Source organism: Cellulomonas sp. PhB150 (assembly GCF_003755175.1).
Classification (GTDB): Bacteria; Actinomycetota; Actinomycetes; order Actinomycetales; family Cellulomonadaceae; genus Cellulomonas.
The window spans coordinates 182,192-196,103 of sequence record NZ_RKHX01000004.1 but is presented as its reverse complement, the minus strand read 5'-3'; the positions used below and the strand labels follow the sequence as shown (position 1 = coordinate 196,103).

The 13,912-nt window shown below is 70.2% G+C and carries 12 protein-coding genes; 4 read left to right on the top strand and 8 right to left on the bottom strand.

Translation table 11 applies throughout. From position 1 onward, the window contains the following. Positions 1-7: 7 nt before the first annotated feature. From EDF34_RS13940 to EDF34_RS13925, 4 genes are all read left to right on the top strand, one after another. Positions 8-763 carry a TetR/AcrR family transcriptional regulator gene (locus EDF34_RS13940; protein ID WP_123372098.1) on the top strand — a complete coding sequence of 252 codons (756 nt, stop codon included), beginning with the start codon at positions 8-10 and terminating at the stop codon, positions 761-763. A 52-nt stretch (positions 764-815) separates the two neighbouring features. Then, on the top strand, positions 816-1,742 hold the full coding sequence (locus EDF34_RS13935) for a cold-shock protein (RefSeq protein WP_123372097.1): 927 nt from the start codon (positions 816-818) through the stop codon (positions 1,740-1,742). 128 nt (positions 1,743-1,870) lie between these two features. After that, positions 1,871-2,107: a hypothetical protein gene (locus EDF34_RS13930; RefSeq protein WP_123372096.1), complete on the top strand. Its 237-nt coding sequence runs from the start codon at positions 1,871-1,873 to the stop codon at positions 2,105-2,107. 36 nt (positions 2,108-2,143) lie between these two features. Next, positions 2,144-2,722: a GNAT family N-acetyltransferase gene (locus EDF34_RS13925; RefSeq protein ID WP_233575396.1), complete on the top strand. Its 579-nt coding sequence runs from the start codon at positions 2,144-2,146 to the stop codon at positions 2,720-2,722. Between the two features lie 42 nt (positions 2,723-2,764). Here the strand turns inward: EDF34_RS13925 and EDF34_RS13920 are convergent, their stop codons facing one another. The 8 genes from EDF34_RS13920 to EDF34_RS13885 all read right to left on the bottom strand — a co-directional run bounded on the left by EDF34_RS13920 (position 2,765) and on the right by EDF34_RS13885 (position 13,465). Then, a complete protein-coding gene (locus EDF34_RS13920) occupies positions 2,765-4,378 on the bottom strand; it encodes a cellulase family glycosylhydrolase (RefSeq protein WP_199737906.1) in 1,614 nt (537 codons plus the stop codon). A 142-nt stretch (positions 4,379-4,520) separates the two neighbouring features. Next, positions 4,521-4,931: a TIGR03618 family F420-dependent PPOX class oxidoreductase gene (locus EDF34_RS13915; protein WP_123372095.1), complete on the bottom strand. Its 411-nt coding sequence runs from the start codon at positions 4,929-4,931 to the stop codon at positions 4,521-4,523. 60 nt (positions 4,932-4,991) lie between these two features. After that, entirely contained in the window at positions 4,992-5,573 is a 582-nt protein-coding gene (locus tag EDF34_RS13910) for a dihydrofolate reductase family protein (RefSeq protein ID WP_123372094.1), read from the bottom strand. A 20-nt stretch (positions 5,574-5,593) separates the two neighbouring features. Beyond that, positions 5,594-6,619 carry a right-handed parallel beta-helix repeat-containing protein gene (locus EDF34_RS13905; RefSeq protein ID WP_123372093.1) on the bottom strand — a complete coding sequence of 342 codons (1,026 nt, stop codon included), beginning with the start codon at positions 6,617-6,619 and terminating at the stop codon, positions 5,594-5,596. An 86-nt stretch (positions 6,620-6,705) separates the two neighbouring features. Beyond that, positions 6,706-8,595, bottom strand: coding sequence for an alkyl/aryl-sulfatase (locus EDF34_RS13900; protein WP_123372092.1), 1,890 nt, complete (start codon positions 8,593-8,595; stop codon positions 6,706-6,708). Between the two features lie 86 nt (positions 8,596-8,681). Beyond that, positions 8,682-10,226 carry an MFS transporter gene (locus EDF34_RS13895; protein WP_123372091.1) on the bottom strand — a complete coding sequence of 515 codons (1,545 nt, stop codon included), beginning with the start codon at positions 10,224-10,226 and terminating at the stop codon, positions 8,682-8,684. After that, the gene (locus EDF34_RS13890; RefSeq protein WP_123372090.1) at positions 10,223-11,836 is read right to left on the bottom strand and encodes an amidohydrolase; all 1,614 of its coding nucleotides are present in this window, start codon (positions 11,834-11,836) and stop codon (positions 10,223-10,225) included. The genes EDF34_RS13895 and EDF34_RS13890 overlap by 4 nt, the downstream gene beginning before the upstream one ends. Positions 11,837-11,866: 30 nt before the next feature. Then, a complete protein-coding gene (locus EDF34_RS13885; RefSeq protein ID WP_123372089.1) occupies positions 11,867-13,465 on the bottom strand; it encodes an MFS transporter in 1,599 nt (532 codons plus the stop codon). Between the last annotated feature and the right edge of the window lie 447 nt (positions 13,466-13,912).

The following is a 13,912-nucleotide window of genomic DNA, read 5'->3' as shown; positions in this document are numbered from 1 at the left end:
TGCAACCATGACGACGGACGACGAAGTGAGTGATGCGTCACGCGGGCCCGCCGATCTGGTCAGGCGCCGGGGCGGGGGACGACGACAGAGCGGCCGGCAACGCTCGTCGCACTCGCTGGACGCCGTGGTCTCCGAGGCGGTCGCGCTGCTCGACGAGGGCGGCGAGGCGGCCCTGACGTTCCGCGCGCTGGCCGCCCGGCTCGGCGGCGGGGTCGGCAGCATCTACTGGTACGTCTCGAGCAAGGACGAGCTCCTCGAGCGCGCCGCCGACCACGTCCTCGGCGGGGTCCTCACGGCGACCTCGCACGTGGGGCACGGGAAGGACCCGATCGCCGAGGTCCGCGAGCTCGCGATCGCCTTCTACGCCGCGACCGTGAACCGCCCGTGGCTCGGCGCGTACTTCCTGCAGGACACGGGCACGCAGACCAACGGGCTGATGTTCTTCGACCGCGTGGGCCGCGAGCTCATGCGGCTGGACCTGACGCCCCGGCAGCAGCTCGACGCCGTGTCGGCGGTCATGGCGTACGTCGTCGGCGTCGCCGCGGACCGTGGGCAGGACCCGCCCCCGGAGGTCCGGGACGGCACCGTGCCCGTCGACGAGTTCGTCTCCGAGTTCCGCGCGAGCATCCTCGCGATGGATGAGCACGACTTCCCGTTCCTGCACCACATCGCCGACGAGTTCGCCGCGCACGACGACGCCGAGCAGTTCCGCGCCGGGCTCGACCTCCTGCTCGCCGGCCTCCGGCAGCAGGCGGGCGCCTGACGCGGTTCCGTCAGGGACACTGGGTGACAGCAACCGAGAGAAGGAGTCCACCATGCCTGAGGCGACTGTCCGCTGGTTCGACGCCGAGCGGGGCTTCGGCTTCCTCGACCTCGGTCCTGACGGCGAGGACCTGTTCGTGCACGCGTCCGAGATCGTCGGCGGCGAGGGGATGAAGCAGCTGCGCGAGGGGCAGGTCGTCGAGTACGAGCTGGGCGAGGGGGATCGCGGTCCGCAGGCCCGGCGCGTCCGCGTCACGGGCGACGTGGCCGCCGACGCGCCCCTGGGCGTGCTCGGCACCGTCGCCTGGTACGAGCCGGCCAAGGGCTACGGCTTCGTCACGCCCGACAACGGCCGCGGCGAGATCTTCGTGCACAGCTCGGCGATCGTCGGCGGCGGCGTGATCTCGGACGGGCAGCGCGTGGCGTTCCTCGTCGTCGACGGGGAGAAGGGCCCGCAGGCGGACCACCTGCTGCCGCTCGGCGCGGAGGCCGCCCGCCAGGCGTCGTCCGACGGCGCGGACGGCACCGTGTCCTGGTGGGACGACGTCAAGGGCTTCGGGTTCGTCGTCCCCGACTCCGGCGGCGACGACGTCTTCGTGCACGTCAAGGAGCTGACCCGGGGGATGACCGAGCTGTCCGAGGGCGACCGCGTGACGTTCGACGTCACCACCGGCGACCGGGGACCGCTCGGCCGCAACGTGCAGGTGGTGGGCGGCTCGTCGCGCGGGGGGCCCGCGTCCAGGTCGGACCGTGGCCGCTCGTCGTCGGGCAGCTCGGTGACCGGCGGCGAGGGTGTCGTCGCGCGCTACGACGAGGAGCGCGGCTTCGGCTTCATCACCCCGGACGCCGGCGGCGAGGACCTGTTCGTGCACGTCTCGGTCGTGCGGGGGGCCGAGCCGCTCGAGCAGGGCGACCGGGTCCGGTTCAAGGTGCGCCAGAGCGACCGCGGGCCGCAGGCGGACGGGGTCGAGCTGGTGTGACCGCGGGGGACGCGGTTCTCCGCTGAGCGAACACGCGGAATGGTGGGGCTCCGCCGGCGGTTCGGACGGGCAGCAGATGGTGCTCGTCGTCCGGCGAGCACGCTCCGAGCGAGACGAGGAGTCCGCCCATGACCGTCGCCACCTTCGACCAGCCCACGACGACCGCTCAGCTCACCCGTCAGGACCGTTGCGACCGCTGCGGCGCGCAGGCCTACGTCAAGGCCACCCTCCCGATGGGCGAGGGCATGGAGCTGCTCTTCTGCGGGCACCACTTCCGCGACCACGAGGCGAAGCTGGTCGCGGCCGGCGCCGCGATCCTGGACGAGCGGCACCGGATCGACGAGCAGCCGGCCGAGCGGGTCTGAGCGAATTCAGCTGGGCCGGTCCGAGGGTGCTCCGGCATGCTGACCGCCGTGAGCTCCTACCTCCAGACCGACCGGGTGACGCTGCGTCAGCTGGGCCTCGACGACGCCGAGCGGCTCGTCGAGCTCGACAGCGATCCCGCGGTCATGCGCTACCTGACCGGAGGCGAGCCGACGCCGCCCGAGATGTACCGGGACGGCATGCACCACTTCGTCGCCGCCTACGAGCGGTGGGCCGGGAACTTCGGGCTCTTCGCGGCGTACGAGAGCGAGAGCGGCACGTTCATCGGGTGGTTCTGCCTGCGCCCGGAGCGTGACGGGCCGTTGGACCAGGTCGAGCTCGGCTACCGGCTGCGGCAGGCGGCGTGGGGCAAGGGCTACGCCACGGAGGTCTCGTCGGCCCTGCTCACGAAGGCGTTCACCGAGCTCGACGTCCGCACGGTCTGGGGCGAGACGATGTCCCTGAACGTGCCGTCGCAGCACGTGATGGAGAAGGTCGGGATGGTCGTCGTGCGGGACGTGGAGACGCCCGAGGACATGATGGCGGTCGAGGGGTCCGAGCTCGGCGGCTACCGGTACGAGATCACGCGGGAGCAGTGGGTCGCGCTGCACCCCTGACCCGGGCACGGCCGGCGTGGCCGCACCCGGGTCGCGACGAGCTCAGCCAGCCATGATCGCGTCGATGATGCCCTGCTGGGTCACCGTCGCGGAGCTCCGGTCGAACAGCGCGAACCCGTACTGGCCGTTGTAGCCGTTGTCCCAGTAGGCGGTGGCCGCGCCGTACTTCTTCGCCGTGGCGACCAGGGTCCGCGCGTAGTCGGCGCGGTACTTGTTGTTCGTCGCGTCGAAGTTGGTCTTGTCGATCGAGCCGTACTCGCCGACGAACACCGGGTATCCCTTGACCGTGAACGCGTCGTACGTCTTCTTCAGCTGTGCGTCCATGAAGTCCTGCTGACCCCACGTCGACTTCTTCGACGCGTCGGTCGCGTTCGGGCCCCACTGCGTGATCGCGCCGCTCTCGGTGCCCGTGAAGTCCCACGGGTCGTAGTAGTGCACCGAGATCATGATCCGACGCTCCGCGCTGGGGACTGCCGCCGAGCGGTACTGGTCCGTCGGGATGACGAAGCCGTAGCTCCCGGTCGTGTAGTCGATGTTGGTGTTCCAGCCCGGCACGAGCAGCCACCGGGAGGTGTTGTTGCCGCCGGTCTGGCGCACCGTGTCGACGAACGTCTGGTTGTAGGCGTTGATGTTGGAGTAGCAGGGCTGGGTCGGGGTGCCGTACTGCCCGTCGAAGTTCTCGTTCATCGACTCGAGGATCAGGCGCCCGTCGTAGCCCTTGAACGTCGACGCCACCTGCTGCCAGACCTTCTGGTACTTGGCCTTGATCGTGTCCTGCCCGGACGCGTCGCAGATGAGCCACGAGCCGCTGACGCCCTTGTAGCCGTCGCCGTGCATGTTGATGATCACGTGCAGCCCGCGGTCGTAGGCCAGGTTGACGACCGCCTGGATCCGGCTGAGCCAGGCAGCATCGACGGTGTAGCTCGGTGCCGAGCCGATCTTGCCCAGGTACGAGACCGGGATGCGGATCGTCTTGAAGCCCGACGCCTTGACGCGGTCGATGAGCGCCGACGTGATGACCGGGTTGCCCCAAGCCGTCTCGCTGGGCACCCCGTTGATGTTGGCCTCGAGCTGGTTGCCGAGGTTCCAGCCCTTGCCCAGGTCGGCGACGAGCTGGGTGGCGGTGCCCGTGACCGGGCCGGTGGTGGGTGTGGGCGTCGGAGTCGGGGTGGGCGTCGGGGTAGGCGACGCGGTGGGGGTGGGGGTCGGCGTCGGTGTGGGGGTCGGCGAGCTCGTCGGGGTGACCGGGGCGCCGGTGCACGCGACGCCGTTGAGCGTGAAGGCGCTCGGCACGGGATTCGTCGAGGTGTACGCGCCGTTGAAGCCGAACGACGCGGTGCCGTTCGTGGCGATGTTCCCGTTCCACCCGGCGTTGCGGACGGACACCGCCGCCCCGGACTGGGTGACGGCGCCGTTCCACAGCTGGGAGACGGTCTGGCCAGCGGCGAAGGAGAAGCGGAGGTCCCATCCGGAGATGGGGTCGCCCAGGTTCGTCACCTTGACGTCGGCGCCGAAGCCGCCGGGCCACTGGTTGGTCACCGTGTAGTCGACGCGGCACCCGGCGGCGGCGCTCGCCTGCTCGGTGACGGCGATCGAGCCGGTGACGGCGATGAGGGCGGCCGCGGTCGCGGTCAGCACCTTGCGTAGTGAGAACACGGAGGTCCCTCTCAGGGCGGAGCGGCCGTAGACGACCTTGGCGACGGAACGCCCAGCCCACCACTCCGACGCGGCCCGCGCAGCCGTGCGAAACGATTCGTACTCCGCTTCGTCCTGCGGCCGGGTGCGCGTGACCAGCGCGTCAGTCGCGCTTCGCGGCTCCCCAGCCGTGCCAGTGCTCGACCTCCACCCGGACGCTCACGCGGGGGCGGTCACGGACCGGGTAGGGGTTGCCGCCGTAGTGCGTCGAGAGCCGGTCGATGTCCACGAGGTCGACGTCGTCGCGGATGTCGACCACGCGGCCTTGGAGGCTGACGTGCGTGTACCAGTCGCCTTCGGCGAGGGCGGTGAGCGAGACGCGCGGGTCGGCCCGCAGGTGCTTGAGCCGCGCGCGTCCGGCGTCGAGGTTGAGGAGCACTCGACCGTCGTCCTCGACCAGGTACCAGGTCGCTACGGTGACGGGATGCCCGTCGGGGTGGATGGTCGCCATCACCGCAGGGTTCGGCGCCGCGAGCAGCGCGATGACGTCGGCGGGAAGCGGGAGGTTGGGCACGGTCGATCTCCGATCTGGCAGGTGGCTCGTCGAGTGTGCCGGTCGCGGCCGGCCGGTCGCTCAGCGCCCGGATGGTCCGTCGGGGGTGCGCACCGCGTGGCGGACGTAGACCACGCCGTTGTCGAACCGTCGGTGGTCGAGCAGCTCCAGGTCGAGGCGGACGCCCCGCGGCAGCGCGGGCTTGCCGCCGCCCACGAGCACCGGGCACAGCAGCAGCACGCACTCGTCGACGAGCCCGTGCCGGAACGCCTCGGCCCCGAGGGTCGCGCCGCCGATGCTGAGGTCCGCGTCGGACTCCTCCTTGAGCCGTCGGACGGCCTCGGGGTCGAACTGCCGCTCGATCCTCGTGCGCGCCGTCGACACCTCCTCGAGCGTGGTCGAGTAGACGACCTTGTCGGCGTTCCGCCAGATCGCCGCGTACTCCTGGACGACGTCCGGTTCGCCCGTCAGCCACTCGTCGTCCTCCCAGACACGCATCGTCTCGTACATGCGCCGGCCGCACAGCGACGTGCCGATGGTCCGCTCGTGCTCGTTCCAGAACGCGTGCACGGCCTCGTCGGGAACCGACCAGTCGAACGCGCCGGTCTCGTCCTCGAGGTAGCCGTCGAGCGAGGTGTTGGCCGCGTAGATCAGCTTGCCCATGAGTGCCTCCTGCGTGATTGTCAGGTGATCGTCGAGCCGGACCGGACGAAGCGCTTGCCGAGGAAGAAGATGCTGCGGGTCTTGCCCGTCCAGAAGCTCGCGCCGGTGTTCTTGGTGACCTTCGAGTGCGTGATCGTGAGCGTCCCGGTCCAGTCGTTGCTCACGTAGAAGACGCCCGGGCCGCCCTCCGGCGCGCGGTTGCGCTGGATGGTCGAGCGGTCGACGGTCACGGCCTGCTTGGTGCCGTCGAAGTACACGGCCCCGCCGTTGCCGCCCTTGCCCGACGATGTGCCGCTGCCCGTGGCGACGTTGTCCGTCAGGGTGCTGCGGCTCAGCAGCATCGGTGCCTGCAGCGAGGAGACGGCGCCGCCGTTCGCGCAGCGGTTGCGCACGAACGTCGAGTCGACGAGCTTCGACCGGACGCGCTGCCCGACGAGCCGGACCGCCCCGCCGCCGGCGTCGGAGTCAGCCTTGATGCAGCGGTTGTCGCGGAAGGTGACGTGCTGCACAGTCAGGTGCCCGCCGCGCATCGCGATCGCGCCGCCGCCGCGCAGGTTCTCGAGCCTGTGGCCCTTGAAGGTCGGCGCCTTGGTCGCGTTGCCCTTCTGCATGACGAGGTTCTTCACGACGATGTGCGGGGTCGTCTGCGTGTCGCAGTGCGCGTCGAGCCAGCCGAACGACTCCTGGCACGTGTTGGCGTACAGGATCGGTCGCTTGTTCGCGCCGGACAGGGTGACCTTGCCGCCGCCGTCGAGCACCAGCCGCTCGACGACCTTGGCGGACGGGTCGGCAAACGGGTGCTGGCACGTCGTGGTGTTGCACACGACGAGCGTGCGGTCGAGGACGATCGTGACGCGCTGCGGGCCGCAGCGGAACTTCACGGTCCCGCCGCCCCGCACCGCCTTGGCCAGGGCGGCCGGCGTGCACGACCTGGCGGTCCCGTGTCCCACGTAGGTCACGGGCGACGCCGTGCTCGCGGACGCTCGCGGGGCGGCGCCGACGAGAAGCATCACGAGCGTGGCGATCGAGGCGAGGACGCGGAGCATGTGGGCACGCTAGCCCCTGGTCGGGGTGTGCGGGAGTGGCAGTGGACTGCGGTGTCGGCGAGCCGCGACCGCAGGCTTCCGGTCGGTCAGGGAGTGACGATCGCGAAGTTCTTGTCGCCCGGGTCGAGCACCGAACCCAGCTTGCCGAGCACCGACGCGTCACCGGCGACCTCGATGCCAGCAGCGGCCAGCGCCTCCGCCGTCAGCCCACCGGCCAGCGCGGGCAGTGCCCGGCCCGTCGTGGTCAGCGTGACGTCTGCGTCGCCGGACTGGGCCGCAGCGCTGTACGTCAGCACGCCGTTGGAGAGCTTCAGGCGGTAGCGCTCGTCGACGTCGGTCAGGACCACGTCGATCGAGAGCTTCAGGTCCCACGCCTTCGGGCCGTTCACCGTGATGGCGATCGCGTCGAAGAGCATCGACGGCGACAGCTGCCCGATGACGTCCGGCGCGTTCGTCTCCGTCGGGGTACCGAACTGGCCGTCGCGCAGCTCGAGCGCGCCGGAGAGGTAGAAGTCGCGCCACGTGCCGTTCTCAGCGCCGTACCCCAGCTGCTCGTACGTGTCGGCCAGCAGCTCCCGCGCAGCGGCGTGATCCGGCTCGGCGAAGACCACGTGGTTGACGATCTCGGCCACCCAGCGGTAGTCGCCGGCGTCGAACGACGTTCGCGCCTTCTCGACGACCGCGTCCGCGCCGCCGCCGAGCTCGACGTACCGCTTGGCGCGCTCGACGGGCGTGTGCTCCCACAGGTGCGCAGGGTTGCCGTCGAACCAGCCGAGGTAGCGCTGGTAGATCGCCTTGACGTTGTGACTGACCGAGCCGTAGTAGCCGCGCGTGTGCCACGCGTTCTCCAGAGCCGGAGGCAACGTGATCTCCTCAGCGATCTCCGGGCCGGTGAGACCCTTGTTCAGCAGTCGGAGCGTCTGGTCGTGGAGGTACGCGTAAAGGTCACGCTGGAGCGAGAGGAACTCGACGACGCGCTCCTTGCCCCACGTGGGCCAGTGGTGGGAGGCGAACACGACCTCGATGTCAGCGCCGAACAGGTCGACGGTCTCGGTCAGGTACTTCGCCCACGCGTGCGGGTCACGGACCACCGCGCCACGCAACGTCAGCAGGTTGTGGAGGTTGTGGGTCGCGTCCTCGGCGGCGCACAGCGCCTTGAAGTCCGGCAGCCAGATCAGCATCTCCGACGGCGCCTCGGTCCCGGGCGCCATCTGGAAGACGAGGCGGACGCCGTCGATGACCTCTTCGTGGCCCGTCGTCGAGATGAGCTGTGTCGGTGCGATCAGCGACACGAGCCCGGTGGACAGCGTCTGCCCCAGCCCGGCTCCGACACCCCCCTGGGGGCCCTTCGCGAGTGCCGCGCCGTACATGTAACCTGCGCGCCGGTTCATGGCCGTGCCGGCATAGACGTTCTCGGAGACGGCCGCCTCGGTGAAGCCCTCGGGTGCGATGATCCGCACGGCGCCCGAGTCGACCTCCTCCTGCGTCACGAAGCCCTTGACCCCGCCGAAGTGGTCGGCGTGCGAGTGCGTGTAGATCACGGCCTTGACGGGGCGGTTGCCGCGGTGCTCGCGGTACAGCGCCAGCGCCGCCGCGCCCGTCTCCACGGAGAGCAGGGTGTCGATGACGACGATGCCCTCGTCGCCCTCGATGATCGAGGTGTTCGACAGGTCCTGGCCGCGCACCTGGTAGATGCCCGGCACCACCTCGAACAGGCCCTCCACGGCCGCCAGCTGCGACACCCGCCACAGGCTCGGGTTCACGGTGCTGGGCGCGTCGCCCTGCAGGAACGCGTAGGTGCTGTTGTCCCAGAGAACGGTGCCGTCCTCTGCCGCGACCGCGTTCGGCTCCCGGCGCCCGACGAGGCCGCGGGTCGCGTCCTCGAAGTCCTGCCGGTCCGAGAACGGCAGGCTGCTGAGAACTGCCTCCTGCTGGTCGGCGATCGTCTCTGATGCGGGCTTCGGTGTGGTGGCCATTCTTCCAGCATGGCACGGGAAGGTCGTGCTCAGACGAACAGCACGGAAAATCTCGGCGCTCTGGCCAACTCGAGCTGGCGCGTGCGTCAGCCGGCCGCGCGGGCGCGGGTCCGCCCGCGCAGCAATGTCGCCGTGACCACGGCCATGACCGTGAAGAAGACGGCGAACGTCAGCGTCGTCGTGCGGTACGCGTGCACGTAGGCCTCCTGCGCAGCACCGACGACCTGGTCGAACAGGTCGTTTCCCTTCGCCCACTCGGGGACGGTGCCGTCGGAGAACCAGCCCACGACCTGCGCCTGCTGCGACGGGGTCACCCCGAGCTCGTCGAGCCGGTTCCCCAGTCCTCGGCCGAAGCCCGAGTACAGCAGGGTCGAGCTCAGGGACAGGCCGAGCGCGAAGGAGGCCTGCCCGATCGCGGGCTTGCTCGCGACGGTCGCGCCCACGAGGTCCGGTGGGGGGATCTCGACGAAGAACTCGCCGGCCGAGGTCTCGGTCAGCATCCGGGAGAACCCGCCGAGCACGAGCCCGACGGCGAAGACCCAGTACGGCGTCGAGGCGCCGCCGATCGCGAAGACGTACATGGCCGTGGCGACACCCGCGAGCCCGACCACGACCAGGGTCTGCGGGCGCTGACCGCGCGCGGCGAAGCGTCCAGCGGCGAACGCACCGACAGCCATGGCGATCGTCGCCGGCAGCTGCCCCACGGTCACCTCGAGGGGAGAGAACCCGTACACGTACTGCCAGAGCAGCGAGAGCTGCAGCACCATGACGGCCTGCCACATGTTGAACGAGACGTCCGCGGACAGGGCGCCGGCCAGGCGCCGGTCGGTGAACAGCCGGACCGGCAACGCGGGTTCGGCGTGGTGCATCTCCCAGCGCAGGAACGCGACCAGCGCAGCAGCACCGACCAGGAGAGGGACCAGCACGCGTGCCGTGCCCCACCCGCCACTGGCCTGGCTGACGCCCCAGATCACGCCGACGAGGCCGACGGCGACCAGGACGAGCCCGACCGGGTCGGACTGCCGACGGTGCACGGCCTTCGACTTCGGCGTGTACACCTTGTTCAGCACGGCCGCGGCGGCGCCGACCACGGGCAGGACGAGGTAGCCGAGGCGCCACGACTCGTTGATCAGCGCACCGCCCAGGATGGTCAGCGGCAACGCGAACCCGACCTGGCCGGTGAAGTAGAGCGACATCGCCCGGGGCACGCGGTCGGGAGCGACGGTGCGGATGAGGGCCATGGACAGTCCGAGGGTCCCGGCCAGGCCGACGCCGGTGATGACCCGGCCGAGGACGAACACCGCGTACCCGCCTGCCGCAGCGGTGACGACTCCGCCCAGCACGAGCGCGACCGCGCACCAGATCAGGGTCAGCCGTCGCCCGTGCCGGTCGCCGATCGTGCCGACGGTCAGGATCGAGGCGGCCATCGCGAGGGTCGCGGCCGACGCGGCGAAGGATCGTTGCGAGGCAGACATGCCGAGCTCCGCGGCAGCCGACGCGATCGCGGTGTTGTGGATCGACACGTCGGCCGCCTGGGCGACGCCGGCGATCGTCAACGCGAAGATCGCGGCGCCGGGTCGTCGGGCGATCCCGTCGGGGGTCGTCGGCTCGGCGACCGGCGACGTGCTCATCGTGCCGCGTAGACGGTGACGCCCCGCTTGATCGTCCGCTCCACGGCGACGTCGCGGATCTCGTCGACCGCCACCTCGAGCGGGTTGCGGTCCAGGACGACGAGATCGGCGAGCTTCCCCACCTCGATCGAGCCCCGGTCGTGCTCGGTGCGGTGCTCGTACGCGGCGTCGATCGTGAGCGCCCGCAGCGCCTGGGCGGCGGTGATGCGCTCCTGCTCGCCGAGCACGACCCCGGTCAACGACGTCCGCGCGACCGACGACCAGAGCAGGCCGAGCGGGTTGATCGGGGTGATCGGGTAGTCCGAGTGGTTGGACGGCCGCAGCCCTTTGGCCAGAGCGCTGCGCATCGGGGAGATGCCGAACGCGCGCTCCGGGCCGAAGTTCGCGATGTGGATGTCACCGAACAGGTAGGTGTGGATCGTGAACATCGACGGCTCGAAACCGTTGGCGACATAGTCGTCGAGCTGGTCGAGGCGCATCACCTGGGAGTGGATCGCGATCGTCCGTCCGGTCGGGGTGATGCCCGCGGCCGTCGCCGCTCGGTGCGCGTCGAGCAGCTGGTCGATCGCGGCGTCGCCGTTGACGTGCGCGAAGACCTGGACGCCGTGGCCGTAGGCGGTCGCGACGACGGTGTTGGTGGTCTCCACGTCGGTGGACGCGATGCCGTGCCAGTGCTGCTCGCCTCCGGGGCCACCCGTCACGTACTCCTGGGTCACATGCGCGGTCCGGCCTTGTGGCGAGCCGTCCAGGATGAGCTTGACGCCCTGCACCGTGTGGCCGCCGACGGTCGTGTCCGCCAGGCCGGCGTCGATGACCTTGTCGAGGTCGCTGTAGATGACCAGCGATCGGACGTCGACCGGCAACGGTGCCTGTTCGGCGTAGCCACGGATCTGCTGGATCTGCGCCCAGGTCGCGGCCCCGTCCTGCACGGTCGTCACGCCCCAGCGCGCGTACTCGGTGAGCATCGCGTCGAACTCGGCGCGCCCGTAGTGCAGGAGGTTGAGCACGAACGGCATCCACGCCTGCTCCCACAGCTCGCCCGAGGGGATGTCCGTGCCGGGCAGGCGGACCACGGTGCCTCCTTCGGGGTTCGCGCAGCCGGGGGCGTAGCCGAGGTCGTCGAGCACCCGGCCGTTCACGTACCCGCCGTGCCCCGAGACGTGCACGACCACGACGCGATGGTCGGGGAACTCCTGGTCGAGCAGGTCGGCGGTCAGGACTCCACCGTCGTCCATCTGGTCGGGGAAGTAGCCCCACCCGACGACGTACTCGCCGGGCGCGGGGTCGTTGCGGTCCTTGGCCTCGTGCAGGCGCCGCAGGGCGTCCGCGACCGTCCGGGTCTCGCCGACGGGCGGTGTCTGCAGGTCGGCGTGCTTGACGTACGGCGCACCCATCGAGACGTGACTGTGCGCGTCGATGAACCCCGGCACGACCGTCCGGCCCGCGAGGTCGACGACCTCGGTTCCCGCACCGGCAAGGGCGATCACCTCGTCGGTGGTGCCGACGGCTGTGATCAGGCCGTCCGTGACGGCGACGGCCTGCGCGACGGCGTCGTCGGCGTCGACGGTCAGCACGGTCGCGTTGGTCAGGATCAGGTCGGGCGCGCTCATGTCAGTCTCCGGTCTCGGGAGTGGTGGTGCTCAGCTCGTGCCGGGCTGCACGGTCGGCTCGTCGACCGCGATCGGGCCGTCGACCAGCAGTCCCGCCTTGCGCAGCTTGGTGGCTCGTGCGAAGAAGAGCGTGCTGATCACGGCGAACACCGCCAGGAAGCCAGCGATGACGAACATCGTCGTGTTGAACGAGTCGACGAACGCGCCGGAGGCCGTGTCGACCACCTTCTGGACGAGTGCCGGGTCGTAGTCCGACAGATCACCACCGGACACGTACGTCTGGATCAACCCGGTGTAGATCCCCTGCTGGGCGGGCTCCACGTTGGCCTGGGTGAACGCGGCGGCGATCCCGCGCCCATAGGCACCGAACAGGAGCGTCGAGGACAGCGCCGTGCCGAGGGCGAAGCTCGTCTGCCCGATCGCGGTCTTCGAGGAGGCCATCGCCCCGGTCAGCGACGGCGGTGGCTTGGACACGAAGAACTGGCCCATCGTGGTCTCGTTGAGCATCCGGGCGAAGCCGCCGACGATCATCGGCAGGGCGAAGAAGATGTACGGCGATGTCGTCGTCGAGAAGCCGAAGACGACCATCGTGCCGATCAGCAGGACGTGACCGACGATGAGGTTCGTCGCCGCCGAGACGCCCTTGGACAGCAGCCGGCCGGCGATCGTCGCGCCGACGACCATCGCCAGGCTCATCGGCAGCTGGCCGAGGCTGACCTCCAGCGGCGTGTACCGGTAGACGTACTGCCAGAGCATCGACAGCTGGATCATCACGACGGCCTGCCACATGTTGAACGAGAACCCGGTGGCGACCGAACCCGCGAGCTCCGGGTCCTTGAAGAGCTTGACCGGGAACGCCGGGAACGCGATCCGCGCCTCCCACCAGATGAACACGACGAAGGCGACGACCCCGACGCCCGCCGGAGCGAGGACCTGCCCCGATCCCCAGCCGTAGGTGGAGGCGTTGCTCAGGCCGTAGATGATCCCGATCAGGGCGACCGCGACCGAGCTGAGCCCCAGGTAGTCGAACGGGCCGACCGTGTCGGCCTTGGCCTCGGGCAGGCCGCGGATGCACATGAGGAACGCGATCACCGCGACGATCGGCATGGTCAGGTACCCGTACCGCCAACCGAACCCCGCCATCCAGCCCGCGACCACCCCCAGGACGAGCGCCGCCGCCGTCTGCCCGGCGAGCCAGAACGCGACCGCCTTGGGGATCTTGTTCGGGAGCACCTCGCGCAGGAGCGCAAAGCTCAACCCGAAGGAGGCCGCGATCCCGATCCCGGTCACCGCCCGGCCGAGCATGAAGAAGCCCGTGGTGGGCGCCAGGGCCGTCAGGAGTCCACCGGCGATGGCCACGAGCAGGCCGGCGAGCATCACCTTGCGCCGCCCGAGGCGGTCGCCGAGGGCGCCGGTCGTGAGGATGAACGCTGCCAGCGCCAGAGTCCCGACACTGGCGGCGAACGCGCGCTGCGAGCTCGACATGTCGAGGTCGACGCTGGCGCCGACGATGGCGATGTTGTTCGCGGTCGGGTCGACCACCTGGAGGCAGGAGGCCGCGGTCAGGGCGACGAGGGCGGCTGTCGTGCCCTTACGCGCGACGTCCGACCGCGTGGAGGCGGTGCTCATGGCGAACTCCCTCGTCAAGCCCTCAGGCGCCAAGGTGCGCACGTCCGAACCTAGGCGCGATCGACACCGCTGCGCAACGCCGTACCGGTCAGGGCGGGCGCAGTCGTCCAGCTCGCACGAAAGACTTCCGGCGTGGACTGGTCGCTCGTCGTCGACCGCGCTCGAGGCCGGTCGACCAGCCCGCGGGATCGGCCAACGGCGCCAACGAGTACGGCTACGCGTCGAACGACCCGCTGAACCCCTTTGTAGGAACTCGTAGGACCTGTCCGCCGTGCAGCGCCACGACCTGCGGCGGGACAGGTTGGTGGGAACGACGCTGTCTCACCTAGTTGTCCGAATCCTCAGCCCACCCGACGAGGGCGGACCATGTTTTGGACTGGGAGTGCCCGGCAACGCAACATGTCCTGACACGATCGTCTCGTCGTTCAGGCCCGTCGTGGACATGTA

Coding starts and splice junctions, on each gene's coding strand:
- EDF34_RS13890 (WP_123372090.1), bottom strand. CDS start 11,836: ATGAGCGCGCCCGACCTGATCCTGACCAACGCGACCGTGCTGACCGTC.
- EDF34_RS13940 (WP_123372098.1), top strand. CDS start 8: ATGACGACGGACGACGAAGTGAGTGATGCGTCACGCGGGCCCGCCGAT.
- EDF34_RS13895 (WP_123372091.1), bottom strand. CDS start 10,226: ATGAGCACGTCGCCGGTCGCCGAGCCGACGACCCCCGACGGGATCGCC.
- EDF34_RS13925 (WP_233575396.1), top strand. CDS start 2,144: ATGCTGACCGCCGTGAGCTCCTACCTCCAGACCGACCGGGTGACGCTG.
- EDF34_RS13910 (WP_123372094.1), bottom strand. CDS start 5,573: ATGGGCAAGCTGATCTACGCGGCCAACACCTCGCTCGACGGCTACCTC.
- EDF34_RS13900 (WP_123372092.1), bottom strand. CDS start 8,595: ATGGCCACCACACCGAAGCCCGCATCAGAGACGATCGCCGACCAGCAG.
- EDF34_RS13905 (WP_123372093.1), bottom strand. CDS start 6,619: ATGCTCCGCGTCCTCGCCTCGATCGCCACGCTCGTGATGCTTCTCGTC.
- EDF34_RS13935 (WP_123372097.1), top strand. CDS start 816: ATGCCTGAGGCGACTGTCCGCTGGTTCGACGCCGAGCGGGGCTTCGGC.
- EDF34_RS13885 (WP_123372089.1), bottom strand. CDS start 13,465: ATGAGCACCGCCTCCACGCGGTCGGACGTCGCGCGTAAGGGCACGACA.
- EDF34_RS13930 (WP_123372096.1), top strand. CDS start 1,871: ATGACCGTCGCCACCTTCGACCAGCCCACGACGACCGCTCAGCTCACC.